Here is a 25,852-nt window from a genome sequence, read left to right as displayed (position 1 = left end):
GTATGCAGATTACATTTGTGCGTACGGGGCGACAGCGGTGAGCACGGCGCCTGGACGACTATGAGCGGGTGACGCTCGGCAGCAGGGGCACAGGCAGCCATTCGAACAGCCCACGGAACAGCGGAACGGACAACGCGGCACGTTCGGAACGGCGTTATCGAATCCTCGTCGCCGGTTACGCGGTGTCTTCGTACGGCACGTTCCTGAATATGGTGGCGCTCAATCTGTTCGTCTATGCGACGACGGGCAGAGCGCTCGCCATGGGGCTGTTCATGGCGGTGCGGCTGGCTTCCGGATTCGTCGCCGGGCTGACGGCCGGCGGGCTGCTCGCGCGTTTCACGGCGAAGAGCATCATGCTCTGGGCCAACGTGGCGCAGGCGGCCGTGATGCTGCTGCTGATCCTGGCTCCGGACGGGCTGCGGACGGCGGCGCTGATGGCGGTCTCGGTGGTGATCGGCGCGTGCGGGACGCTGTTCATGGTGTCGCTGCGCAGCTCCATTCCCGAGATGGTCGGCGCGGACCGCAGGGCCTGGGCGAACTCCCTCTCCATCACGGGGCGTTCGCTGGCGATGGTGGCCGGTTTCGCATCGGCCGGCGTGGTGGTGTCCCTGGTGGGGTACACAGCGGCCTTCGTGGTCGACATGGCGACCTTTGTGGTCTGCGCGGTGACGGTGGCTCTGCTGCCGATCGCGGGAGGCGGCAGAGGCGGGGGCGCATCGCCGGATTCGGAGGGGGATTCCGGCGAGCGTACTGAAGAGGGGCCGGCCGACGGGCCGGCCAAGGGCGCGGCGGCGCGGGAGACGAAGGGACGACGGCGTATGCCGGTCGCCTTCCTCGCTCTGGCCGCCGCGCCCGGTCTGGGTCTCATGGTGGCGCTGCGCGGGGTGGACGCCTTCGGTTCGTCCTCCCACAACGCGGCGCTGCCGGTCCACTCCAGCGCCGTGGACCCGGCGGACCCGGCCGTGTTCGTCAGCGCGTTCTGGTGTCTGTGGGCGCTCGGCAACGTCGCTGCCCAGCAGGTGATCCAGCGGTACACGAAGCGCACGGGGCGGGCGGTCGGGGCACTGGGCTTCGGGTACGGGACGGTCGTGATGTCCTCGGCCTTCATCCTCGCGTTCGCCGGCTTCCCGCTGGTCGCGACGGCCGTGATCGCGCTGGTCGCGGGGGCTGCCGACGGGCTCACCGAGGTCTCGTACACCTCGCATCTCCAGACTCTTCCGGCCGGTCTGCGCGGGCACGCCTTCGGGCTCTCGGCGACCTTCGAGAACCTCGGGTTCGGTGTCGGCATGATCCTCGTCGCCGCCGCCCTGGACGGGTACAGCCCCCTGACGGTGGTGGCCTGGTCCCACGGGGCGGCCATCGTGGTCGCACTGGCGTTCCTGCTTCGAGTGGCCCGACCGCGGGTAGCGGGGCTGCGGGCGCCCGGACAGCCGGCGCCCGGGCCGCCGCACGCGGGGCCGCGGCGGGTCACGGCGGGCGAGGGAGACGCAGGTGAGGGAGAACCGCATCGCGGTGATCGGGACGGCGCTGAGACTCCCCGGAGCCAGTGACACCGAGGCGTACTGGCGCGACATCCGGGCCGGTGTGTCGCACGTACGTCGTTTCACCGAGGCCGAATTCGCCGCCGCGGGGGTGCCGGAGGCGGATTACACCGCGCCGGGCTTCACCGGGGCGAGTGCCCTCCTGGACTCCGTGGACGGGTTCGACGCCGGCTTCTTCTCCATGAGCGGCCGGGAGGCGACGCTCACCGATCCGCAGCAGCGGCTTCTCCTGGAGTGCTGCTTCCACGCGCTGGAGGACGGCGGTTACGCGGAACCGGACCCCGCCGTCAGGACCGGGGTGTACGGGAGCACCGGATACCGCCTGTACTCACTGCACAGTTATCTCGCCGACAACCTCGCCGAGGAGATCCGGTCGGGCGACTGGATGACCCACAAGCAGATCCAGGTCGGCACCTACCCGGACTTCGCCGCCAACCGGGCCGCGTACCGCCTCGGTCTCACCGGCCCCGCCGTCAACGTGGCGACCGCGTGCTCCAGTTCGCTGGTCTCGGTGCATCTGGCCTGCCAGGCGCTGCGGGCGGGCGAGGCCGACCTGATGCTGGCGGCGTCCGCGGCCCTGCACTTACCGCAGATCACCGGGCACCACCGGGTGAAGGGCTCCACGCTCTCCCCTACCGGTACGGTCCGGGCCTTCGACGCGGACGCGGACGGCACCGTCGGCGGCAACGGCGTGGCCGCCGTCCTGCTGAAGCGGCTGGACCGGGCGCTCGCCGACGGCGACACCGTGCACGCGGTGATCCTGGGCTCCGCCGTCACCAACGACGGCGCGGACAAACGGGGCTTCGCGGCGCCCGGGACCGCCGGGCAGCGCGACGCGGTGCTGGGCGCGCTGGACGCCGCCGGGGTGACGGCCGGTTCGGTGGGCTACCTGGAGGCGCACGGCACGGGCACCCTCAAGGGCGACCCCATCGAATTCGCGGCCCTCACGGCGGCCTTCCGCCGGGACACCGACCGGACGGGATTCTGCGCGCTGGGCTCCACGAAACCCGCCATCGGCCATCTGGACAGCGCGGCGGGCCTGGCCGGGCTGGTCAAGGCGATCGAGGTGCTGCGCCACGGCGTGGTGCCCCCGCTGGTGAACTTCGCCCGGCCCAACCCCGCCCTGGCGGTCGGGGAGAGCCCGTTCCTGCTGCCGGAGCGCGAACGGGCGTGGCCGCTGCCCGGGGTGCGCAGGGCGGGGGTCCACTCCATCGGCATGGGTGGGACGAACGCGCACGTGATCCTCGAGGAGGCGCCCCCGCCGCCCGTGCGCCCGGCCACCGCCGAGCCCCCGGGTCTGCTTCCGCTGTCCGGCGCGAGCCACGAGGCCCTCGTGGCGTACGCCCACGCCTTCCGCGAACGGCTGGTGCGCGGGCCGGTGCCGGAGCCCGCCGATCTGCTGGTCACGACCGCGCTCGGCAGGCGCCTTCTGCCCCACCGGCTGGTCGTGACCACGCGGGACCCGGTGGCGGGGCTGGACGCCTTCCTGTCGGGCGCGGCGGCCGAGGGGGCGTACGAGGCCGGAGTCGTGGAGCGGGAGGCCGGAGTGGCGGAGCGGGAGGCCGAGCCCGTCTTCCTCTTCAGCGGACAGGGGGGCGGAGGCCCCGGCATGGCCGCCGGGCTCGCGGCCCGCTACCCGGTGGTCGCGACGACACTCGCCACCTGCGCCCGGGTGTACGAGGAGGAGACGGGCCGCGGGGACTTCCTGGCGCGCGTCGTCGACGGCCACGGGCCCGGACGATGGGACACCGACCTCGCGCAGCCCGCGCTGTTCGCCCTCCAGATCGCCCAGGCCCGGCTGTGGGAACAACTCGGCGTCACCCCTTCGCGCGTGGCCGGGCACAGCGTCGGGGAGTACGCGGCGCTGTGCGTGGCCGGGGCCGTGGACGCCGAGGACGCGATGCGGCTGCTGTGCCGGCGCGGACAGCTGATGCAGCGGGGGTCGGCCGTCGGCGCGATGCTCGTGGTCTTCGTGTCGCGGCTGCGGGTACGGGAGTTGCTCTCCGCGGTCGGGGGCCTGGAACTCGCCGTGGTCAACGGGCCCGCCCATCACGTGGTGGCCGGCCCCCCGGCGGCGGTCGCGGAAGCGCGGGCGCTGCTCTCGGCGCGCGGCGAGGCGTACGAGCCGGTGGCCGTGGACCGGGCCTTCCACACGGCGCTGCTCGACCCGGTGCTCGACGACCTCCGGGTGGCCGCCGAGAAGACGGAACTGCGGCCTGTACGGACGGAGTTCGTCTCCGGTCTCGACGGCTCCGTACTCCCTGCGGGATGGCTGCCGGACGCCGGCTACCTGGTCCGGCAGGCGCGCCGCACCGCCGACTTCGCCGCCGTGCTCGCCTCCCTCGGCCGGCCGGACGAGGAGGGCGGGGGCGCCGCCCCGCCCGTCGTTGTGGAGCTCGGGCCCTCCGCCGCCGTGAGCGGCATGGTGCGCCGCGCGCGCCCGGACGCCGTCGCCGTACCGACCCGGCAGTGGGAGCGGGCCGTGGCCCGGCTCCACTGCGCGGGCGTGGCCGTCGACTGGCGGGCGCTGCTCGACGGGTGCGGCGGCCGTCGGGTGCCGCTGCCGACGTACCCGTTCCGGCATCAGTCGTACTGGACCGGACCGCCGCCGGTCCCGGTCCCCCCGCACACCCACGGACACACGACGGAGGATGGCATGACGGAACAGGCCGCACGGGAACGGGTGCTGGAGCGTGTGCTGGAGCTGACGGCCCGCCACCTCGGCCACCCGCCGGCGGAGGTCGGCGCCGACCGGTCGTTCGTCGCACTGGGCGCCGACTCGCTCCAGCTCATCGGCATGGTGCGGCAGCTGGAGGCGGAGTTCGGCACCGAGCTCACGATGCGGGAGATCCTGGAGGAGGCGGGGACGCCGCGTCTGGCGGCCCGGCTCATAGCGGGCCGGACGGCCCCGGAGCGCGCGGGCACCGGCGCATCGGCAGACACGACCGCATCGGCGGACACGGGCGCTCCGACGGACACGGGCGACGGACACGTCTGCGCGACGCGCGCCGAGGTCGAGGAACTGTCGCGTCAAATACGGCAGTTGGCCGAGACCCAGGCGGCCATGCTGACCCAGCTCTCCGATGCCGTCGCCCTGCTCACCCGCTCCACCGGGGTGACGGGCCGGTGAGCGCGACGGACGGCTCCGCCGCCGCCGTGGACAGGGCCGCGGCGCTCTCCCGCCGACTGACCGAACAGCTCGCGGCAGCCTCCCCCGCACCGCCGCCGGAGGCCCCCGCGTCCCACGGCCCCCGCCTCCTCGTCGATCCGGCCGGCGGGATGGCCGGCTCCTCGGCCGATGCCCGGCAGCGCGCCCACACCGACTCCCTCGTCCGCCGGTTCACCGCGCGCACCGGCACCTCGAAGGCGCTCGCCCAGGAGCACCGGACGGTGCTCGCCGACAGCCGGGCCGTCGTCGGATTCCGCGGCGCGACCAAGGAGATGCTGTATCCGATCGCCGCCCGTTCGGCGCACGGGTCCCGTCTCACCGATGTCGACGGCAACGACTACACCGACATCACCATGGGCTTCGGTTCCCTGCTCTTCGGCCACGAGCCCGGGTTCGTGACCGATGCCGTGCGGCGCCACCTGTCGCAGGGGCTCCGCTTCGGCCCCCGCTCCCCCGACACCGGCGAGGTGGCGGCCCTCCTCGCCGAGCTGACCGGCATGGACCGGGTGGCGTTCGCCGGTTCCGGTACGGAGGCGAACTCGGCGGCCGTCCGGCTGGCCCGCGCCGCGACGGGGCGGGACAGGATCGTCATGTTCCGCGGCTCGTACCACGGGCACATCGACTCCGTGCTCGGCCGCCCCGGCGGTCCGGACCACCACGCCGTCCCCGTCTCCCGCGGCATCCCGGCCTCCGCCGTCGCCGAGCTGATCGTGCTGGAGTACGGCAGTCAGGAGGCGCTGGACACCGTCGCCGCGCTCGGCGACAGCATCGCCGCCGTGCTCGTCGAGCCCGTGCAGTGCCGCAACCCGGGGCTCCGGCCGGTCGCCTTCCTGCGCTCGCTGCGTGAACTCACCGCGCGCCTCGGGATCGTGCTGCTCTTCGACGAGATGCTCACGGGGCTGCGCCCGCACCCGCGCGGCGCCCAGCACCACTTCGGCGTCGTGCCCGACCTCGCCACCTACGGCAAGGCTCTCGGCAGCGGTTTCCCGATCGGCGCGGTGGCGGGCCGGGCGGACCTCCTCGACGGCGTCGACGGCGGGTTCTGGAGGTACGGGGACGACAGCCGGCCCCCGCACGAGACCACCTTCATCGGCGGCACGTACATGCAGCACCCGCTGTCCATGGCGGCGGCAAGGGCCGTACTCACCCATCTCAAGGAGCAGGGCCCGGGGCTCCAGGACCGGCTGAACGCCCGTACGGACGCGCTCGCCGCCGATCTCAACGCCTTCTTCCGGGACGAGGAATTCCCGCTGGAGACAGCGCACTTCGGTTCGATGTTCCGCTTCACCCACCGCGCCGACATGGAACTGCTCTACCACCACCTGCTGCTGCGCGGTCTGTACGTCTGGGAGTGGCGCAGCTTCTACCTCTCCACCGCCCACACCGACGAGGACGTGGCGGAGATCTCGGGCGCGGTGAAGGGCTCCCTGCGCGAACTGCGCGACGGCGGCTTCTTCCCCGCCCCGAAGCGTCCGAAGCGCACGGAGTCCCCGCAGGGCGGAGCGGGGGACGCACGCCCCGCCCCGGCCTTCGGTGTCTACTTCTTCGGCGACCATCCCGAGAGCGCCGACACCCCGGCGGCGTACGACACGGTCTTCGAGACGGCCCGCTTCGCCGACGCGCACGGCTTCAGTTCGGTCTGGCTGCCGGAGCGTCACTTCCACTCCTTCGGCGGCCTCTTCCCCAACCCGGCCGTCCTCGCCTCCGCGATCGCCCGGGAGACCGACCGCATCCGGATCAACGCCGGTTCGGTCGTGCTGCCGCTGCACGACCCGGTGCGGGTCGCGGAGGAGTGGTCGGTCGTCGACAACCTCTCCGGCGGGCGGGTCGGCATCGGCTGCGCCACCGGCTGGCACGCGCAGGACTTCGCCCTGCACCCGGACCGGTTCGCGGACCGCAGGGAGATCGCGTTCGCCCACCTGGACGAGGTGCGCGCGCTGTGGCGGGGCGAGGGCGTGCGGCGGCGCACGGGGGACGGCTCCGAGACCGTCGTACGCGTCCATCCGCGGCCGGTGCAGAGCGAACCGCCGATGTTCCTCGCCACGTCCGGGCAGCGCGGCTCGTACGAGGAGGCGGCCCGGCGCGGCCTCGGCGTCGTCACCAACCTGATGAGCCAGACCGTGGACGACCTGGCCGCGAACATCGCGCACTACCGGCGCACCCGGGCCGCGTGCGGTCTCGACCCCGACGCGGGCCGGGTGACCCTCCTCGTGCACACCTACCTCGCCGAGGATCACGCCACCGCGCGGGCCGAGGCGCTGGAACCGATGAGCCGCTACCTGCGCGCCTCCCTGCTGATGCGGTCGGCCGCGAGCGCGCTCGGCCACCGTCCGCAGGACGTGGCGGCGGCGAGCGAGGAGGACCTCGACTATCTGTTCCGGCGGGCCTACGACAGGTACTGCGACCAGCGGGCCCTGATCGGCTCGCCGGAGACCTGCGCGCCGTTCGTCGACACCCTGCGCCGGGCCGGCGTCGACGAGATCGCCGCGCTGGTCGACTTCGGGGTGGGCGGGGAGCAGCTGCGGGAAGGGCTCGGCCGGCTGGACGTCCTGCGCCGTCGCAGCCAGGAAAGGGTACGGGAGACGACCGGCCCCGCCACCTCCGGTCAGCGGCGGCTCTGGCTCGCCTCCGAGCTGCTCGGCAACCCGGCCGCGTACAACGAGACACAGGCGGTACGCCTGCACGGCCCGCTGGACGAGGACGCCTTCCGCACCGCCGTGGACGGACTGGTCGCCCGGCACGCGGGGCTGCGGACGGTCTTCCGGGCCGGGCAGCGGGACGAGACGGTGCTCCAGGTCGTCCGGCACGGGCGGCGCACGGAGCTGCTGGTGACCGACGCCCGTGACCGGCCGGCGGAGGAGGCGATCGCCGCGGTGCTCTCCGAGGAGAGCACCCGCCGCTACGACCTGGCCGAGGGGCCCCTCTTCACGCCCCGCCTGGTCCGGCTGGCCGCCGACGACCATCTGCTGGTGCTCGGGATGCACCACATCGTCACGGACGCCCATTCGGCGGCGCTGGTCACGGCCGACCTGGAGGAGCTGTACCGGGCGGCCGTGGAGGGGCGGGCGCCCGTCTTCGCGCGGCCCGCCGGGACGACGCTCGGCGCGGCGGAGCCGCCCCGCAGCGAGGCCGCTCTGGCGTGGTGGCGCGAGCGGCTGGGCGAGAAGCCGCCCGTTCTCGAACTGCCCACGGACCGGCCGCGCGGGCGGCGGGTCGCGGGACGCGGCGGCGCCGAGGCCGTCCGCCTCGGCCGGGAGCGGACCGTGCGGCTCCAGGAGTGGAGCGGGGAGCAGGGCGTCACGCTGTTCGCGACGCTGTGCACGGCCTGGCAGCTGGTCCTGCGACGCCGCTCGGGTCAGCGGGAGTTCGTGCTCGGCTCGACGTTCGGGCGGCGCACGCCCGCCACCCGGGACACGGTCGGCTTCCACGTCGCGCTGCTGCCGCTGCGGGTGTCGCTGCCCGAGGGGACACCGGTCGCCGAGGCGGTACGGGCCACGGGCCGGGCCCTGTTCGAGGCCGGGGAGCACGGTGACGTCGATGTGGACGCGCTCCTCGCCGGCGGACATCCGGACCCGGGCAACCCACGCCCGCTGGTCACCGTGTCGGTGGACCTCGACACCGCGGCGCTGTCCCGGATCGACCTGCCGGGCCTGCGCGCCGAGGAGGTGGCGGCCGGGACGGAGTCGGCCCCGCTGGAGCTGGCCCTGATGGCCACCCGTACGGCATCGGGGCTGCGTCTGCGGTTGCGCTACGACGCGGACCTGTTCGACGCGGAGACGGTACGCGGCTTTCTCGCCGAGCTGGACGAGACGCTGGCGTCGATGGTGGACCCGCCGGTGGCGGCACCGGCGGTGGCGTCGGAGGCGACCGGCGACGCGCATCCGTCCGGGGAGACCGCGGACACCGGAGCGGTCCTGCGGAAGGTCTGGGAGTCGGTCCTCGACGTCCGCGGCTTCCCCGACACGGCCAACTTCTTCGACCTCGGGGGCAATTCCATCGCCGCGATCCGGCTGGTGAACCGGGTGCGCGACGCGGTGGGCACGGACTACCCGATGGCCGACTTCTTCTCGGACGCCACGCTGCGGGCGATGACCCGGCAGCTCGCACGGCCGCCGGAGACGCTCGTCGACCGCGCGCCCGTCAGCGACCAGCAGGCACGCATGATCGCCGGCCATCACTCCGTACCCCACTCCGAGGTGTGGAACGTCCCGACGCGGATCACCTTCACCGGGCGCCTGGACCCCGATGCGCTGCGCTCCGCGCTCGCCGAGGTCGTCGCCCGCCACCAGTCGCTGCGGACCCGCTTCACACAGGACGGGGAAGGCGCCTGGTGGCAGGAGGTCCTCCCGCCGGACCCGTTGGAGCTGCCCGTCGAGGACCTGACCGGACTGCCGCCCGGCGAACGGCGGGAGCACGCGGACGCGTTGTGCCGGGAGACGGCGGGACGCGGCTTCGACCTCACCCGGCCCACGCTGCCCGGGCTGCGGCTGCTGCGTGTCGAGGAGGACCGCTGGGTCCTGATGTTCGTCCTGCACCACATCACCGCCGACGGCTGGTCCCTGTCCCTGCTGCTCGGCGAGATCGCCGCCCTGTACACGGCGGCGGCGGCCGGTGTCCCGCACGGGCTGGAGGCACCCGGCGCGCAGCCGGCCGAGTACGCCCGCCGGCAGCGCGCCCGGCACGATCCGGAGACGGAGGCGCGCCGGGCCGCGCACTGCGCGGCCTATCTCGACGGGGTGCCGCCGGGTGTCCCCGTACCCACCGACCATCCGCGTCCCGAGCGGCTGAGCGGGCGCGGGGACACGATCCGGGGGGAGGCCACCGGAGAACTGCGGGCGGCGGTCGAGGCGTTCGCGAGCGCCCTGCACACGACCCCGTTCGCGGTGGCGGCCACGGCGCTCGGCGTGTTCCTGACCCGGCTCTCCGGGGAGCCGGACATCCTGCTCAGCGTTCCGTACGCGAACCGCGAGGGCACCGCGTACGAGTCGCTGGTGGCCATGACGTCGACCGCGGTCATGGTGCGCGTACGGCTGGATTCAGCCAATCCCGGGGAGAGTTGCGCGGAGCTGGCCGTGCGTACCGGGGCGGGCGCTCTGGGAGCCATGGCCCATGTGCTGCCCACCGCCAGGATCATGCAGGCGATGCGGGACGCGGGTGCGCAGCACGTACCCGACCGGGTCCCGCACGTGCTCGCCTTCCAGAACTCCGTCGACACGGACATCGAGATCCCCGGACTGGGGGTCGAGGTGGAGGATCTCGCACCGTTGCTTTCCCGCAGCGAGCTGTGCTTCGGCCTTGCGCCGCGACGGGACCCTGCGAAGGGTTATCGGACGTTCCTGGAGTTCTCCGCAGACCTCTGGACCCGGGACACCGCCGAACATCTCCTCACCGGATACACCGACCTGCTCGCAGCGTTCTGCGCGCGCCCTGACCGGCCGGTCAGGGAACTGCTGCACGCGGAACGCCCCGAACCACCAGTGCCTTCACCCTCGCAGTCACTGCCGAACACCGGAAAGGCGGAAGCCGTATGACGCCGGCCCCCCACCGCAGCCACACCGACGACCTGCTCTCCTTCATCGCGGCCAGCCCCTCGCCGTACCACGCCGTGGCCAGTGCCACCCAGCGTCTGGAGAAGGCGGGCTTCCGCGAGCTGCGCGGAACGGACGACTGGACCGGCGCGACCGGTGGGTGCTTCGTCGCCCGCGCGGGCGCGCTGATCGCCTGGTACGCCCACGAGGACGCCCCCGCCCACACCCCCTTCCGGATCGTCGGGACCCACACCGACTCCCCGAATCTGCGGATCAAGCCGAACCCCGACACCGGTTCGGCCGGCTGGCGGCAGATCGGCGTGGAGATCTACGGCGGGGTCCCCCTCAACACCTGGCTGGACCGCGATCTGGGCATCTCCGGCCGGCTGGCCCTGCGCGGCCCCGGCGGCACCCCGCGCACGAAGCTCGTCCAGATCGACGAACCGCTCCTGCGCGTACCGCAGTTGGCCATCCACCTGGACCGGTCGGTCAACGACGGCGTCGTGCTGGACCGCCAGCGCCACATCGCCCCGGTGTGGGCGCTGGGCGACCCGGACGAGGGCGCGCTGCTGCGCCGTGTGGCGGAGTCGGCCGAGGTGGACCCGGGCGACGTGCTGGCCTGGGACCTGATGCTGCACGACGTCCAGCCGCCCGGATACCTGGGCGTGGAGCGGGAGTTCGTGGTCTCGTCGCGGCTCGACAACCTGATCTCGGTGCATGCGGGTGTCACCGCGCTGGTCGCCGCGGCGACCGGCGTCGAGCCTCCCTCCCACGTACCGGTGCTGGCCGCGTTCGACCACGAGGAGGTGGGGAGCGGCTCGGAGACCGGGGCGCAGAGCCCCCTGCTCGAAAGGGTGCTCGGCCGCACGGTCACCGCCCGGGGCGGCTCGGGCGAGGACTGGTCGCGTGCCCTGTCCGGATCGTTCTGCGTCTCCGCCGACATGGCGCACGCCGTGCACCCCAACTACGCGGAGCGCCACGACCCGGACCACCGCCCGCTGCCCAACGGCGGACCGACGGTCAAGGTCAACGTCAACCAGCGGTACGCCACCGACAGCACGGGGGTGGCGGTGTTCACCGCGGCGTGCGAGCGGGCGGGCGCGCCGTGGCAGCCGTTCGTCTCCAACAACGCGATGCCGTGCGGCACGTCGATCGGTCCGCTGACCGCGGCCCGGCTCGGGGTCACCACCGTGGACGTGGGCGTGCCCGGGCTGTCCATGCACTCGGCGCGCGAACTGTGCGGGGCTGCCGATCCCGGGTATCTGGCCGCCATCCTGGGTGCGTTCATGACGTCCGGCTGACCCGGCCGCACCGCCGCGTCCGCCTCCGCCGTATCCGCTCTGCCGTTTTCGTCCGACCGGAAGAGAGACCGTGGAAGAGACCGTACTGATCTGCCTGCCCTTCGCCGGGGCGGGTCCGTCGTTCTTCACCCCGTGGCAGGCGTCCGCCCCGGCCGGGCTGCACGTCCTGCCGGTGCAACTGCCGGGCCGGGAGAAGCGGTTCACCGAGCCGGCGCACACCTCGGCGGGCCCGGCGGTGACCGATGCGTACGAGCAGGTCACCGCCGCGCTCGGGGTCTCCGGACGGCGGGTGGTCCTGTTCGGGCACAGCATGGGCGCGGTCCTCGCGTACGAGCTGGCGCAGCGGATCGAGCAGGCGCCGAACACGGCGGGGCTGCGGCTGGACGGCCTCGTCGTCAGCGGTTCGCCCGGCCCGTGGACGCCCAGGACGGACCGGGCGGGCGACCTGCCGGACGAGGAGTTCACGGCACGGGTGAAGACCTTCGCCGGGTACGCCCATCCGGCGCTGGAGGACCGGGAGATGCGGGAGCTGCTGCTGCCGTCGCTGCGGGCCGACGTACGGCTGCACGAGACGTACGTCCCCTCGTCGGACCGTCCGCTGTCGGTACCGGTGACGGCGGTCAGGGGGCAGGCCGACACCCTGGTCGGCGCTGCCGACGCCGCGCAGTGGGGCCGGGCGACGACGGGCCGGCTGACCGTGGCCGAGCTGCCCGGCGGTCACATGTACCTGGCGGAACGCCCCGGCGAGCTGCTGGAGCTGGTGGCCGCCGGGCTCCGCGCCCCGCAGGGCCGGTGACCGGCGGCGGCGCCCGGCTGGCCGGGCGGACGGCGCTGATCACGGGGGCGGCGCGCGGGCTCGGCCGGGCGTGTGCGCTGACGTTCGCCCGGGAGGGCGCGGACCTCGTCCTGCTGGACGTGGCGGCGGACCTGCCGGGCGTCCCGTATCCGCTCGGCTCGGCGAGCCAGCTCGCGTACACGGCGGACCTGTGCCGCGCGGCGGGCTCCGCCGTCCTGACCCGGCAGGCCGACGTGCGCGACCTGGCGGCGCTGGAGACGGTGGCGGACGATGCCGAGGAACGCTTCGGCCGGATCGACGTCCTCGTCAACAACGCCGGTATCGCCGCCCCTTCGGGTCGGCCCGCGCACGAGATCGACGAGTCCGAATGGCAGCTGATGATCGATGTGGATCTGGGCGGCGCCTGGCGGGCCATCCGGGCGGTCGGCGGGCGGATGGCCGCCCAGGGCTCCGGTTCCATCATCAACATCGCCTCGACGGCGGGCCTGGTCGGCTACCGGCACTTCGCCGGGTACGTCGCCGCCAAGCACGGCCTGGTCGGGCTGACGAAGGCCGTCGCCCTGGACTACGCGCCCCGCAAGGTGCGGGTCAACGCGGTGTGCCCCGGTTCGGTCCGGGACGACGAGGCGATGGAGGGCCGCATGCTGGCCGAGATCGCCCGCTCGCTGGAGGTGCCGGTCGGGGAGCACGAGGAGACGTTCGTACGCGCGCAGCCGATGAACTCGCTGGTGGAGCCCTGGGACGTCGCGGACGCCGCGCTCTGGCTGGCATCGGACGAGTCCCGCCGGGTGACGGGAAGCGTCGTCACGGTCGACGGCGGCTTCACGGTCCGCTGACGCTCCCCCGCCCCCGACGCACGAGCCACCGCTACGCCCCGTCCCAGGACCCGTCCCACGACCAGGAGTACGCACGTGCCCGCTGCCCGCCATGCACTGACCGTCCGCCTCACCGCGGACACGACGGAGACCTCCGTGGCCGCCGCCCTCACGGCGGCGGCGGAGCTGTGGTGGCCGGAGGACCCGCGCCCCCGCCTGTGGACGGACTCCGTCCCCGCGCCCGCCGACTCCGCGGCGGCCGTCCGGAGGCGGGACACGGAGAGCCGCCGGCCACTCGCCCCCGGCCACCGGCTGCGCGCGCTGTTCCTGCGGTACGAGGACGGGGGCGCCGCCGACCTCGTCCTGGTCGCGGACGGGCGGGAGCTGGACGCGCGGTCCCTGTGGCTGGTCGCCGAGGCGCTGCGGGGAGGACCGGGCCCCCACGGGCCGCATCTCGGGAACGCTGCCCCGGTCCCGCCCCCCGGCCCCGCGCTGCGCCCGCTCCTGGCCGCCCTCGCCGTCGTCGCCGGGCGTCACGAGGGCCTGTCGTACGTCCCCGTGGGCGTCCCCCTGCCCGCCCCCGTCCGGCCGCCCCACGCCCTGGGGGCCTTCGAGGGGCGGGCGGTCTTCGCCGCGGACCTCGGCGACGGCCGCACCGTCGCGGACCTCCTCGCCACCCCGCTCACCCCCTTCCCGGACGGCCCCGCACCCACCGTCGGCATCGTGGACCCTGGCCCGGCCGCCGGAGAGGACGGCGTCACCGTCCTGCCGTACGTCGGGAAGCCCTACGCCCGCACCGTCCTGTACGCCCCGGAAGGCGCCGCCCCGGCCGGGGACTTCGAGCGCCACGTGCTGCGCGTACGGGACCAGTTGCTCTCCCTGCCCCCGGGCACCCCCCTCGCCGCTCTGTACCCGCTGAGCGACGAGGAGGCCGCCGCCCAGCTCGCGCTGGGCCGCACCGCCCCCACCGCGCCCCGCGCCCCCCGGCGCATCGACGGACTGTTCGCCGAGCGGGCCGCCGCGCACCCGGACGCCCCCGCCCTCACCTGCGACGGCACCACGCTCACCTACCGGGAGCTGGACGCCCGCGCCGAGGAACTGGCCGACGGGCTGCGGGCCTCGGGCGTCGCTCCCGGGGACTTCGTGGGCATCTGCCTGCCCCGCTCCACGGACCTCGTGGCGACGATGCTCGCGGTCCTGAAGGCGGACGCGGTGTACGTACCGCTGGACCCGGACCATCCGGACGACCGCCGCGCCCGCACCGCCGAGGACGCCGGGCTGCGTCTGACCGTCGACGACACCGCCCCGCTCACCGGACACCCGGCACGGCCCCGCACCCCGGCGGGCCCGCCCGCCTCGCCCGCCTACGTCATCCACACCTCGGGCTCGACGGGCCGCCCCAAGGGCGTGGTGGTCCCGCACGCCAACGTGACCGCCCTCGTCGACGCGACCCGCGAGGACTTCGGCCTCACCCCCGCCGACACCTGGACGCTCTTCCACTCGGCGGCGTTCGACTTCTCGGTCTGGGAGGTCTGGGGCGCCCTCCTCACGGGCGGGCGCCTGGTGGTCGTCGACCACTGGACGACGCGTTCCCCCGCCGACTTCCACGCGCTGGTGGTCCGCGAGGGGGTCACGGTCCTCGGCCAGACCCCGTCGGCCTTCACCCAGTTCATGGCGGCCGACCGGGACGCGGGGGGCCGCCTCCCCGTGCGCCTGGTCGTGCTCGGCGGGGAACCCCTGGACACCCGGCCCCTGCGCCACTGGTTCGACCGTCACCCGGAGGAGCACTGCCGGCTGGTCAACATGTTCGGCATCACCGAGACGACGGTCCACGCGACCGCCAGGACGCTCACCCGCCGCGACGCGATGGAGGGCTCCCGCTCCGTCGGCCGCCCGCTGCCCGGCTGGCACGTCCACGTCCTCGACACCCGGGGCCGGCCCGTCCCTCCGGGCGCCCCCGGCGAGATCCACGTGGGCGGGGCGGGAGTCGCCGACCGGTATCTGCACCGGCCGGGCCTCACCGCCGAATGCTTCGTCCCCGACCCCCGGCACCCCGGCCGGCTGTACCGCAGCGGCGACCTGGGCCGGCTGCTCCCCGACGGCACCCTGGAGCACCTGGGCCGGATCGACGACCAGGTGAAGATCCGGGGCTTCCGCATCGAGCCCGGCGAGATCCGTCACGCGCTCCTGGAGGACCCCGCGGTGACGGCGGCCGCGGTGACGGTCACCGGCCACGGCCAGGGGGACGCCGCGGCGGTACGTATCGACGCGTACGTGGTCCTGGCCCCGGACTCCGACGGCGACACCGCTCCCGTACGCCACCGGGCGGCACGCCTTCTCCCGTCCCACATGCTGCCCGCCACGGTGACGGCCCTGCCCCGCCTCCCGCTCACCCCGAACGGCAAGCTCGACCGGGCCGCGCTGCCCGCCCCCCGGCTGCCCGCGCAGGCGCCCACGCCCGCCCCGCCCGCCGGACCGGCCACGGCCCTCGCCGAGGTGTGGCAGGAGGTCCTGGGCGTAGCGGCCGTGGGTCCTGACGACAACTTCTGGGATCTGGGCGGCAATTCGCTGTACGCGATCCGGATCGGCGCCGCGGCCCGGGAACGCGGCCTGCCCGCCGTCCCGCTGCGCCAGCTGTACCTGACCCCGACGATCCGGACGCTGAGCGCGGCCCTGGCTCCGTGACGCTCCTCCTGCCGGGCACGGCAGGAGGGGGTGACCGCCGGATGCGCGGTCACCCCCTCCCCCCGTCAGCGGGCTACGCGAAACGCTGCGCCGCACCGCCGTTGCATGCCTGGAGCCTCAGCGGGTCCTTGGCCGAGGCCAGCGTCAGGCAGAGCCCGGTCGCGGCGGCCGGACGCAGGGTGCCCGACTGCTTGACGAACTTCTGGTTCGCGGCGCCCGAGCAGTCCCACAGCACGAGCGCGACGCCCGCCCGGTAGTCCGCACCCGGCACGTCCAGGCAGCGGTCGTGGCTGAGTTCCGTACGCACCGTCCTCTCGGCCGCGTCGTACCACCAGTCCTGGTTCCGGCCGCCGTGGCAGTCCCAGCCGGCGACCTGGGTGCCGTTGCGGGTGACCGACGCGGGGACGTCGACGCACGTTCCGGTGGCCTCGTTCCTCAGCGGGACGAAGACGTCGTCCCAGGCGACCGGCTGGAGCACCGGCTTGCCCGCGCTCGCCGGGTCGGCGCAGCTCGCCTCGCGCACCCCGGAGTTGTAGATCTGGGTGAGGCAGGAGGCGAAGGCTCCGTGCCCGGCCAGGTTCGGGTGGAAGGACTGGCGTACGGAGTTCTCGTCCGGCAGTCCCGGCTTGGTCACGTCGATGAACAGGCCCCGGGCCCAGGTGCTCTGGGTGCAGACCTCGTGGCCGTGGAAGAGCCGGGAGTTGTCGAGGAAGACCGCCCCGGTGGAGGCAGCCGCCTTGCGCATGCCGACCTCGAAGGCGGGTACGGCGGTGTTGCGGCCCCACACGGTGTCGGAGTCGTACCCCAGACCGCCGCAGGCGATCTTCCCGGGGAAGTCCGGGTTGTCACGGAAGTCGGGACCGATCGGGCTCGGGTATCCCATCACGACGAGCTTGTAGTCGCCGTTGGCGTACCCGGCGTCCGTCATGACGGTCCGCAGGTCGCGCACGGTCTGCTCGACCTTGGGGACGAGCGCGTCGACGCGGGCCTGCCAGCCGCCGGCGTACTTGGACTCGCAGGGGCCCTGGAGGGAGATGTAGCGGACAACGCAGTCCGTCATGACCGGTCCGAACTGGAGGTCGTCGTTGGCTCCGGCCACCAGCACGATCATCTTGATGCGGGTGTTGCGGGCCTTCACGGCGAGGTTGTCGCTCTGGACCAGCTCGTCGGCGTACTGCTTGGAACCACCGATTCTGATGTTCCCGGTATAGGCACCGGAGCAGGAGACGTTGTACGTGACGTCCGCCGCGATGCCCGTGCGGTGGATGGCCGCGTCGGGTGACCGGTGGCACCAGTTGTCCGGGCCGTTGGTGCCGGACTCGTAGCTGCCGACGCCCTCGCCGGAGATCTCGCTGTCGCCGAGCGAGATCAGCCCGGTCTTGCGGTCGGCCAGTGGCCGCTCCGCGGGGCTGCCGTACAGCTGGGTGGCTTCCGCCGCCCGGACGGCTTCGAGCTCGGGCGGGAGCGGGGTGGATGCGGTAGTGGTGGTACGGCTCTCCGCCGCGCCTGCCGGTCCTGCGACCGTCATGGTGCCGACCGCCGCCGCGAGCGCGGCGGCAGCCGCGACCGTACAGCGAAGTGCGCGAAGTCTGTGCCTGGTGCGCCTCATTGCGCCTCCCGGATCGTGGGTTACCCCAGGTATTTACTGGTCGGTAGGCGACAAGGGAATACGTAGAACAAGACAAGTGCTCATCTTTTTCAGGAGGTTTGAAACATGGACGGCTCGTCAGACACCCCGCAGTACCGCACCGAGCACGATTCGATGGGAGAGGTGAAGGTCCCCGCGCACGCCAAGTGGCGGGCCCAGACCCAGCGCGCCCTGGAGAACTTCCCCATCTCCGGCCAGCGCCTGGAACGCGCCCACATCGAGGCCCTCGCCCGGATCAAGGCCGCCGCCGCCAAGGTCAACGCCGAGCTGAAGGTCCTCGACCCGGAGATCGCCGCAGCGGTCCAGGAGGCCGCCGCCGAGGTCGCCGAGGGACGCTGGGACGAGCACTTCCCCGTCGACGTCTTCCAGACGGGGTCCGGCACCTCGTCCAACATGAACACCAACGAGGTCGTCGCCACGCTCGCCACCGAGCGGCTGGGACGCGAGGTCCACCCCAACGACCACGTCAACGCCTCGCAGTCCTCCAACGACGTCTTTCCCTCCTCCATCCACATCGCCGCGACGGCGGCCGTCACCGCGGACCTGATCCCGGCGCTCGACCACCTGGCGTCCTCCCTGGAGCGAAAATCGGCCGAATTCACGGAGGTCGTGAAGTCGGGACGCACCCATCTGATGGACGCCACCCCCGTCACCCTCGGCCAGGAGTTCGGCGGCTACGCGGCGCAGATCCGGTACGGCGTCGAGCGGCTGCGGTCCTCGCTCCCCCGCCTCGCCGAACTGCCCCTGGGCGGAACGGCGGTCGGCACCGGCATCAACACCCCGCCCGGCTTCTCCGCCGCCGTCATCGCCGAGGTCGCCCGCACCACCGGCCTGCCGCTCACCGAGGCCCGGAACCACTTCGAGGCGCAGGGGGCCAGGGACGGGCTGGTCGAGGCGTCCGGTCAGCTCCGCACGATCGCGGTCTCCCTGACCAAGATCTCCAACGATCTGCGCTGGATGGCCTCGGGCCCGCGCACCGGACTGGCCGAGATCAATCTGCCGGACCTCCAGCCGGGCTCGTCGATCATGCCGGGCAAGGTCAATCCGGTGATTCCGGAGGCCGTGCTGATGGTCGCCGCCCAGGTGACGGGCAACGACGCCACGGTCGCCGCCGCGGGCGCCGCGGGCAACTTCGAGCTGAACGTCATGCTGCCGGTGATCGCGAAGAACCTGCTGGAGTCCGTACGGCTGCTCGCCAACGCCTCCCGGCTCCTCGCCGACCGCACGGTCGACGGCATCACGGCCAACGTGGAACGGGCGCGCCTGTACGCGGAGTCCTCCCCCTCCGTCGTGACCCCGCTGAACAAGTACATCGGCTACGAGGAGGCGGCGAAGGTCGCCAAGAAGTCCCTCGCGCAGGGGACGACCATCCGCGAAACGGTCCTGGCCTCGGGGTACGTCGAGCGCGGCGACCTCACGGTGGAACAGCTCGACGAGGCACTGGACGTGTTGCGTATGACCCGCCCGTGACGCGTATCGCAGCGGGCGGGCGAACTGATCCCTAAGATCTCTTCATGACAGGTACGGGAGAGCGCGCGCGCTGGGCGCCGGGGGACCAGATCCTCTGGCGGTACCGCGACAACGGGGGCAGTGACCGCGGCGACGGGAACGGGAACGGCCGCCGTGCCGTGCACATCTGCCGCCCGGTCACCGTCGTCCAGGACACCGCCGAACTGCTCGCCGTGTGGATGGCGCCGGGCACCGAGTGCGTGAGGCCGGTTCTCGCCGACGGCACCCAGGTGCACGCCGAGCCGCTCGCCACCCGCTACACCGCACCGCGCACCACGGCCCGCTCGACGTGGTTCGGCACCGGTGTGCTGAAGCTGGCCCGGCCCGGCGACCCCTGGTCGGTGTGGCTGTTCTGGGACCGCGGCTGGGCCTTCCGCAACTGGTACGTGAATCTGGAGGAGCCGCTCGCCCGCTGGTCCGGCGGAGTCGACTCAGAGGATCACTTTCTCGACATCTCCGTGAACCCCGACCACAGCTGGCGGTGGCTCGACGAGGACGAGTTCGCCCAGGCGCAGCGGGTCGGCCTGATGGACCGGGCCACCGCGGCGCGGGTGCGCGAGGCGGGCCGCGCGGCCGTCGGGTTGATCCAGGAGTGGGGGACGCCGTTCCGGGACGGCTGGGAGCACTGGCGGCCCGACCCGCACTGGCAGGTGCCGCCGCTGCCGGATGACTGGGACCGCACCCCGGCCCATATGCCGTCGTGAGACCCTTGGACCGACCACAAGTCGTCGCACGAACCGTACGAACCGCACGGGCCACGGAGCCCGCGGCGGACCGCACGATCGCATGAACCACTACGAGGGGGTGGAGACGTGCTCGCTGTCCGCCGTGCCTTCGCGGGAAACGATGTCGCCGCACCCGCTCACAGCCACTCGGTTTCGGCCCCGCGTACGGGGGCATCCGGTGACAGCCGTTGTTCTTACCGCTCTTGCCGGGGCACAGTAGCGCCCCACGAGGTGACTGCCTCATACAACCGGCCCGGACGGACGGAATCCCACGCGTGACGGAGCACCCCACCTCCCACGAAGGCCGGCAGCCTCTCGCGGCCCGGTCCCAGGAGCGCACCCGGCCCCGGCAGCAGGACGCCGCGACGGCCACCCCTGCCACCGCCGCGATCCCCGGACCGGCCACCGCGCCGAACCCCGGACCGAATCCCGGACCGCTCGCTTCGGCGCAGCCGGCCGTGCCGGGCGTCGACGCCCAGGCGGCGGCACGCCGCGAGGGCGACCGGCTCCGCTTCGTGGGGGCGGCGACCCGCCGCATCGCCCGGGGCATAGACCTGGACGAGATCGTGCTCGGCCTCTGCCGGGCCAGCGTGCCGACCTTCTCCGACGCGATACTCGTCTATCTCCGCGACCCGCTCCCGGTGGGCGACGAGCGCCCCGTCTCCCCGTTCGTGCTGCGGCTGCGCCGCACCGACCGGCTGCGTTTAGCCGACGAGGAGAACGAGAACAGCCCGGAGACCGAGCGTCTCCGGCTGCCCGGTGCCGACCCCCAGTCCGACCTCATGCCCGCGGCCGAACTGTGCGAGGTCCTCGCGGGCGGAGCGCTGGCCGAGGTGCTGCGCGGAGTACGGCCCGTCTTCGGGGACTCCGCGGCGGCCCGCGCCGCGCTGCCCGAACTGCTCGGGGCCGGACGCGTCGTGCCCACCGGGCACCGCGCGATCCTGGCGCCGCTGCGCGGGCGGCGGCGGGTGATCGGCGCCGCCGTCTTCCTGCGCGGCACCGAGCGCCCGGCGTTCGAGGCCAACGACCTGCTGGTCGCGGCCCAGTTGGCGACGCACACCGCGCTCGGCATCGACAAGGCCGTGCTGTACGGGCGCGAGGCGTACATCGCCGACGAGCTCCAGCGCACCATGCTGCCCGATTCGCTGCCGCAGCCGACCGGTGTCCGTCTCGCCTCCCGGTACCTCCCGGCCGCCGAGACCGCCCGCGTCGGCGGCGACTGGTACGACGCCATCCCGCTGCCCGGCAGCCGGGTCGCGCTCGTCGTCGGCGACGTCATGGGCCACTCCATGACCTCCGCGGCGATCATGGGCCAGCTGCGCACGACCGCGCAGACCCTGGCCGGGCTCGACCTGCCGCCGCAGGAGGTGCTGCACCACCTGGACGAGCAGGCGCAGCGGCTCGGCAGCGACCGCATGGCGACCTGCCTGTACGCGGTGTACGACCCGGTCGCGCACCGGATCACCATCGCCAACGCCGGCCACCCGCCGCCCGTCCTGCTCCACCTGGGCGGCCGTGCCGAGGTGCTGCGGGTGCCCCCGGGTGCCCCGATCGGCGTCGGCGGCGTCGACTTCGAGGCGGTGGAGCTGGACGCGCCCGCGGGCGCCACGCTCCTGCTGTACACGGACGGTCTGGTCGAGTCCCGGCTGCGGGACGTCTGGACCGGGATCGAGCAGCTGCGGGAGCGGCTGGCCGCGACCGCCCGGCTGACCGGCCCCGACCACGCGCCCCCGCTGGAGGCGCTCTGCGACGACGTGCTCGACATGCTGGGCCCGGGCGACCGGGACGACGACATCGCGCTGCTCGCCGCCCGTTTCGACGGGATCGCGCCGAGCGACGTCGCGTACTGGTTCCTGGAGCCGGAGGACGAGGCTCCGGGCCGGGCCCGCAGGCTGGCCCGCAGGGCACTCAGCCGGTGGGGCCTGGACGAGCTGTCGGACGAGGTGGAGCTGCTGGTCAGCGAGGTCGTGACCAATGCCGTGCGGTACGCGGAGCGGCCGGTCACCCTGCGTCTTCTGCGGACGGACATCCTGCGCTGCGAGGTCGGCGACGACTCCCCGCAGCTGCCCAGACAGCGGCGGGCCAGGGAGACGGACGAGGGCGGACGCGGTCTGTTCCTGGTGAACCGCCTGGCCAGACGGTGGGGGGCCACCCGGCTCTCGACCGGCAAGGTGGTCTGGTTCGAGATGGGCACCCGGAGCCAGTAGGGGCCCGGCTCCGGGCGTGGCCAAATGTTGCCGTCCTCGGGGTGGCGGAGTTGACTTCAGTCGTGAACGAAGCGACCGGACCGACACCCCCACCGACCGGAGGACGCTCGTGACCGAGAAATCGAAGCAGGTTCCGTACACGACGAACAACGCCGGCGTCCCGGTGGAGAGCGACGAACATTCACTCACCGTGGGTGCCGACGGACCCGTCCTTCTCCAGGACCACTACCTCATCGAGAAGATGGCGCAGTTCAACCGGGAGCGCGTCCCGGAGCGGGTGGTCCACGCGAAGGGATCGGGCGCGTACGGCACGTTCCGTGTGACGAACGACGTGAGTCAGTTCACCAAGGCCGACCTCTTCCAGCCGGGCAAGCAGACCGCGATGCTGGCCCGCTTCTCCACGGTCGCCGGTGAACAGGGCTCGCCCGACACCTGGCGCGACCCCCGTGGCTTCGCGCTGAAGTTCTACACCGAGCAGGGCAACTACGACATGGTCGGCAACAACACGCCGATCTTCTTCGTCCGTGACCCCATGAAGTTCCAGGACTTCATCCGCTCGCAGAAGCGCCGCCCGGACAGCGCGGTGCGCGACCACGACATGCAGTGGGACTTCTGGACCCTGTCCCCGGAGTCCGCGCACATGGTGACGTGGCTGATGGGCGACCGGGGCATCCCGAAGACGTACCGCAACATGAACGGCTACAGCTCGCACACCTATATGTGGGTGAACGCGGGCGGCGAGCGGTTCTGGGTGAAGTACCACTTCAAGACCGACCAGGGCATCGACTTCTACACGCAGTCCGACGCCGACGCCATGGCCGGGACCGACGGCGACGTGCACCGCCGCGACCTGTTCGACTCGATCAAGCGCGGTGATCACCCGAGCTGGACCCTGAAGGTCCAGATCATGCCGTTCGAGGACGCGCCGGACTACCGGTTCAACCCGTTCGACCTGACCAAGGTCTGGCCGCACGGCGACTATCCGCTGATCGAGGTCGGCCGGATGACCCTCGACGAGAACCCCGAGGACTTCTTCGTCCATATCGAGCAGGCGTCCTTCGAGCCGTCGAACCTGGTGCCCGGCATCGGGCCCTCGCCCGACAAGATGCTGCTCGGCCGCCTCTTCTCGTACCCGGACACCCACCGGTACCGGATCGGCCCCAACTACGCGCAGCTGCCGCCCAACCGGCCGCGCTTCGGCGTCAACTCGTACGCCAAGGACGGCCCGATGCGGTACGAGCCCTCGCGTACGGGTGCGGTGTACGCGCCGAACTCGTACGGCGGTCCCGCCGCGGACACCGAGCGTTTCGGTGATCCCGCGGGCTGGGCCTCGGCGGGCGAGATGGTCCACGAGGCGTACACGCTGCACCGCGAGGACGACGACTGGGGCCAGGCGGGCACGATGGTGCGGACGGTGCTGGACGACGCGCAGCGCGACCGGCTGGTGTCCAACATCTCCGGTCATCTGCTGGACGGCGTGAGCCGCCCGGTCCTGGACCGGGCGCTGCAGTACTGGCGCAACGTCGACAAGGAGCTCGGCGACCGGATCGCGAAGAAGGTCAACGGCGGCTGACCTCGCGTTCCCCCGGTACGTACGAAGGAGGGGCGGTGCCCGCGGGCACCGCCCCTCCTTCACGTGCTCATCGCCGTGCCGTGCTCACTGGCCGAGCAGGTTGCCGTCGTCGCGGCCCGGCTTCTCGTCCGGCGGCTCCGCCGGGTCGACCGGGTCGGTCGGTACGGTCGCCGACTCGCTGGGCGTCGGCGGCGGCGTCCCGCTGGGCGTCTCGGCCGGCGGGCTCTCCTCGACGGGGTACTCGCTCGGCGACTGGGACGGCGACTCGGTCTCGGCCGGCTCCGTCTCCTCGGGCGTCGCGGACTGGGTCGGCGTCTCCGAGGGGGTCGGCGTCACGCTCGATTCGCCGCGCTCGACGTCCTCCAGGTCGAAGGTGGTGGACGAGCCGCCGTTCAGCGCGGCCAGCGTGTAGTCCGCCCAGATCTTCGCGGGGAAGCCGCCGCCGTTGGCCCGGCCGGAGTTGGCCGTACCGGTCAGGGTGACCTGCTCGCCGCCGGCCTTGGCGGACTCTCCGTAGAGCGCGACGACCGTGGTGAGCTCCGGGGTGTAGCCGGCGAACCAGGCCGCCTTGTTGTTCTCGGAGGTGCCGGTCTTGCCCGCCGCGTCGTAGGCCGAGGTGTCGGCCTCGTGGCCGGAACCGTTGTCCACGACGCCGGTCAGCGAACGGGTCACGGTGTCCGCGGTCTTGCGGCTGATCACCTGGGAGCCCTTGCCGTCGACGGGCTCCACGGTGCGGTCCCGGTGCTCGGCGGACTTGATGATGTGCGGGTTGACCTTCTTGCCGTGGCTGTCGAGGGTGGCGAAGACTCCCGCCATGTCCCAGGTCGAGGCGTTCATGGTGCCCAGGGTGATCGAGGGGACCGCGGGGAAGCCCTTGTCCGGCATCCCGAGGTCGAGGGCGGTCTGCTTCACGGTGGTGGGCGTCACGTCGACGACCATCTGCGCGAAGACCGAGTTGACCGACCTGTCCATCGCCGTCTGGACGCTGATGTCGCCGTAGCTGCGGCCGTCCTCGTTCTGCGGCTTGAACGGGATGTCGCTGCCGACGACGGGCCGCCTGCTGGTGCCGTCGTAGATGGTGTCGAGGCCGATCTGCCGGCCGTCCTGGGTCTTCGACCCGTTCTCCAGCGCGGAGGCGAGCACCAGCGGCTTGAAGGTGGAGGCGGGCTGGTAGTCCCGGCGGGTGGCGTTGGAGATCCAGTGCTCGGTGGCGCCGACGCCGCCGTACAGCGCGACGACCTCGCCGTTCTTCGGGTCCACGGAGGTGGCGCCGGCCTGCACCGTGGCGTCGGTCTTGTTGCCGTCACGGTCGAGCTTGGACTCCAGCTGCCGGTCGACCGCCTTCTCCAGCTCCTTCTGGCGCTTCTTGTCTATGTTGAGGGTGATCGTCCAGCCGCCGGCCTCGCGGGCCTCCTCGGAGATGCCCTGCCGCTCCAGCTCCTGGTTGGCCGCCTCGACGAGATAGCCGGTCTGGCCCTCCATGCCGGGGGCCGCCTTGGGCTCCTGCGGGATGTCGAACTTCATTCCGGCGCGCTTCGAGCTGTCGAGCCAGCCCTTCTCGACCATGTTGTCGAGCGTGTATCCCCAGCGCTCGGAGACCAGCTTCTTCCCGGTCTTCGAGGCGACCGCCCAGTCGTACTGGCTGGGGGCCTGGAGCAGCGAGGCGAGGTAGGCGCCCTGGGAGAGGTCGAGATCCTTGGCGTCGACGCCGTAGTACGCCTGCGCCGCGGCCTGGATGCCGCTCGCGCCGCGGCCGTAGTACGCGGTGTTCATGTACCCGGCGAGGATGTCTTCCTTGCTCATCTTCTGGTCGACCTTGAGCGAGATCACCAGTTCCTTCAGCTTGCGGCTGACGGTCGGGTCCTGCGTCAGGTAGTAGTTCTTCACGTACTGCTGGGTGATCGTCGAACCACCCTGCTTGCCCTTGCCGGACAGCGTGTTGAACAGTCCGCGCGTGGTGCCCTTCAGGTCGACGCCCTGGTCCTGGTAGAAGGTCTTGTTCTCGGCGGCGACGAAGGCGTGCTGGACGTCCTTCGGCACCTCGGCGAGGTCCACGATCTCGCGGTTGACCTTGCCCGTACGGGCCAGCAGAGTGCCGTCGCTGTACTTGTAGACGTTGCTCTGCTTGTTGGCCGTGGCATTGGCCGGGGGTACGTCCACGTAGACGTAGAGCGCCACGAAGGCACCCATGGCCAGCAGGCAGAACCCGAAGAACGTGCCCAGCATCTTCCGCCAGGTGAAGAGTCCGCGTATGCCGCCGCGCCTCCCGGCCCGGCGCGCTCCTCGCCCCTGACCTCGTCGCGCATCCGCTCGACCCATGGCTGTATTGCTCCCGTTTCTCTGCTCGACCGGCTC

13 protein-coding genes are annotated in these 25,852 nt (G+C 72.8%); 11 read left to right on the top strand and 2 right to left on the bottom strand.

Features of this window, described 5'->3' with window-relative positions; genetic code table 11:
• Positions 1-209 precede the first annotated feature (209 nt).
• The 7 genes from OG230_RS22990 (at position 210) to OG230_RS22960 (ending at position 15,835) form a co-directional block, all read left to right on the top strand.
• Positions 210-1,550, top strand: a complete 1,341-nt coding sequence (locus OG230_RS22990) for an MFS transporter (protein ID WP_443051355.1) — start codon at positions 210-212, stop codon at positions 1,548-1,550.
• Positions 1,492-4,671 carry a type I polyketide synthase gene (locus OG230_RS22985; RefSeq protein ID WP_328905604.1) on the top strand — a complete coding sequence of 1,060 codons (3,180 nt, stop codon included), beginning with the start codon at positions 1,492-1,494 and terminating at the stop codon, positions 4,669-4,671. Before OG230_RS22990 ends, OG230_RS22985 begins: the two co-directional genes overlap by 59 nt.
• Positions 4,668-10,241, top strand: coding sequence for a MupA/Atu3671 family FMN-dependent luciferase-like monooxygenase (locus tag OG230_RS22980; RefSeq protein WP_328905603.1), 5,574 nt, complete (start codon positions 4,668-4,670; stop codon positions 10,239-10,241). The genes OG230_RS22985 and OG230_RS22980 overlap by 4 nt, the downstream gene beginning before the upstream one ends.
• Entirely contained in the window at positions 10,238-11,539 is a 1,302-nt protein-coding gene (locus OG230_RS22975) for a M18 family aminopeptidase (RefSeq protein ID WP_328905602.1), read from the top strand. Before OG230_RS22980 ends, OG230_RS22975 begins: the two co-directional genes overlap by 4 nt.
• Before the next feature lie 70 nt (positions 11,540-11,609).
• Positions 11,610-12,335, top strand: coding sequence for a thioesterase II family protein (locus tag OG230_RS22970; protein ID WP_328905601.1), 726 nt, complete (start codon positions 11,610-11,612; stop codon positions 12,333-12,335).
• Complete coding sequence (locus OG230_RS22965) at positions 12,332-13,171, top strand: mycofactocin-coupled SDR family oxidoreductase (protein WP_328905600.1); 840 nt, start codon at positions 12,332-12,334, stop codon at positions 13,169-13,171. Before OG230_RS22970 ends, OG230_RS22965 begins: the two co-directional genes overlap by 4 nt.
• Before the next feature lie 75 nt (positions 13,172-13,246).
• Positions 13,247-15,835, top strand: coding sequence for an amino acid adenylation domain-containing protein (locus tag OG230_RS22960; protein WP_328905599.1), 2,589 nt, complete (start codon positions 13,247-13,249; stop codon positions 15,833-15,835).
• Between the two features lie 73 nt (positions 15,836-15,908).
• Here the strand turns inward: OG230_RS22960 and OG230_RS22955 are convergent, their stop codons facing one another.
• Positions 15,909-17,444, bottom strand: a complete 1,536-nt coding sequence (locus OG230_RS22955; RefSeq protein WP_328905598.1) for a ricin-type beta-trefoil lectin domain protein — start codon at positions 17,442-17,444, stop codon at positions 15,909-15,911.
• A 105-nt stretch (positions 17,445-17,549) separates the two neighbouring features.
• Between OG230_RS22955 and OG230_RS22950 the strand changes: the two genes are divergently transcribed.
• From OG230_RS22950 to OG230_RS22935, 4 genes are all read left to right on the top strand, one after another.
• A complete protein-coding gene (locus OG230_RS22950) occupies positions 17,550-18,953 on the top strand; it encodes a class II fumarate hydratase (RefSeq protein ID WP_328905597.1) in 1,404 nt (467 codons plus the stop codon).
• A 44-nt stretch (positions 18,954-18,997) separates the two neighbouring features.
• Entirely contained in the window at positions 18,998-19,696 is a 699-nt protein-coding gene (gene fomD, locus OG230_RS22945) for a cytidylyl-2-hydroxypropylphosphonate hydrolase (RefSeq protein ID WP_328905596.1), read from the top strand.
• A gap of 296 nt (positions 19,697-19,992) precedes the next feature.
• On the top strand, positions 19,993-21,924 hold the full coding sequence (locus OG230_RS22940) for an ATP-binding SpoIIE family protein phosphatase (RefSeq protein ID WP_328905595.1): 1,932 nt from the start codon (positions 19,993-19,995) through the stop codon (positions 21,922-21,924).
• A 109-nt stretch (positions 21,925-22,033) separates the two neighbouring features.
• Positions 22,034-23,497 carry a catalase gene (locus OG230_RS22935; RefSeq protein WP_328905594.1) on the top strand — a complete coding sequence of 488 codons (1,464 nt, stop codon included), beginning with the start codon at positions 22,034-22,036 and terminating at the stop codon, positions 23,495-23,497.
• 84 nt (positions 23,498-23,581) lie between these two features.
• Here OG230_RS22935 and OG230_RS22930 read toward each other — a convergent pair whose 3' ends face one another.
• A complete protein-coding gene (locus OG230_RS22930) occupies positions 23,582-25,816 on the bottom strand; it encodes a transglycosylase domain-containing protein (RefSeq protein ID WP_328905593.1) in 2,235 nt (744 codons plus the stop codon).
• Positions 25,817-25,852 lie beyond the last annotated feature (36 nt).

It is taken from the genome of Streptomyces sp. NBC_00234, assembly GCF_036195325.1.
Classification (GTDB): domain Bacteria; phylum Actinomycetota; class Actinomycetes; order Streptomycetales; family Streptomycetaceae; genus Streptomyces.
Note: the sequence above shows the minus strand (reverse complement) of the source record. Positions and strands in the feature narration are given on the sequence as shown.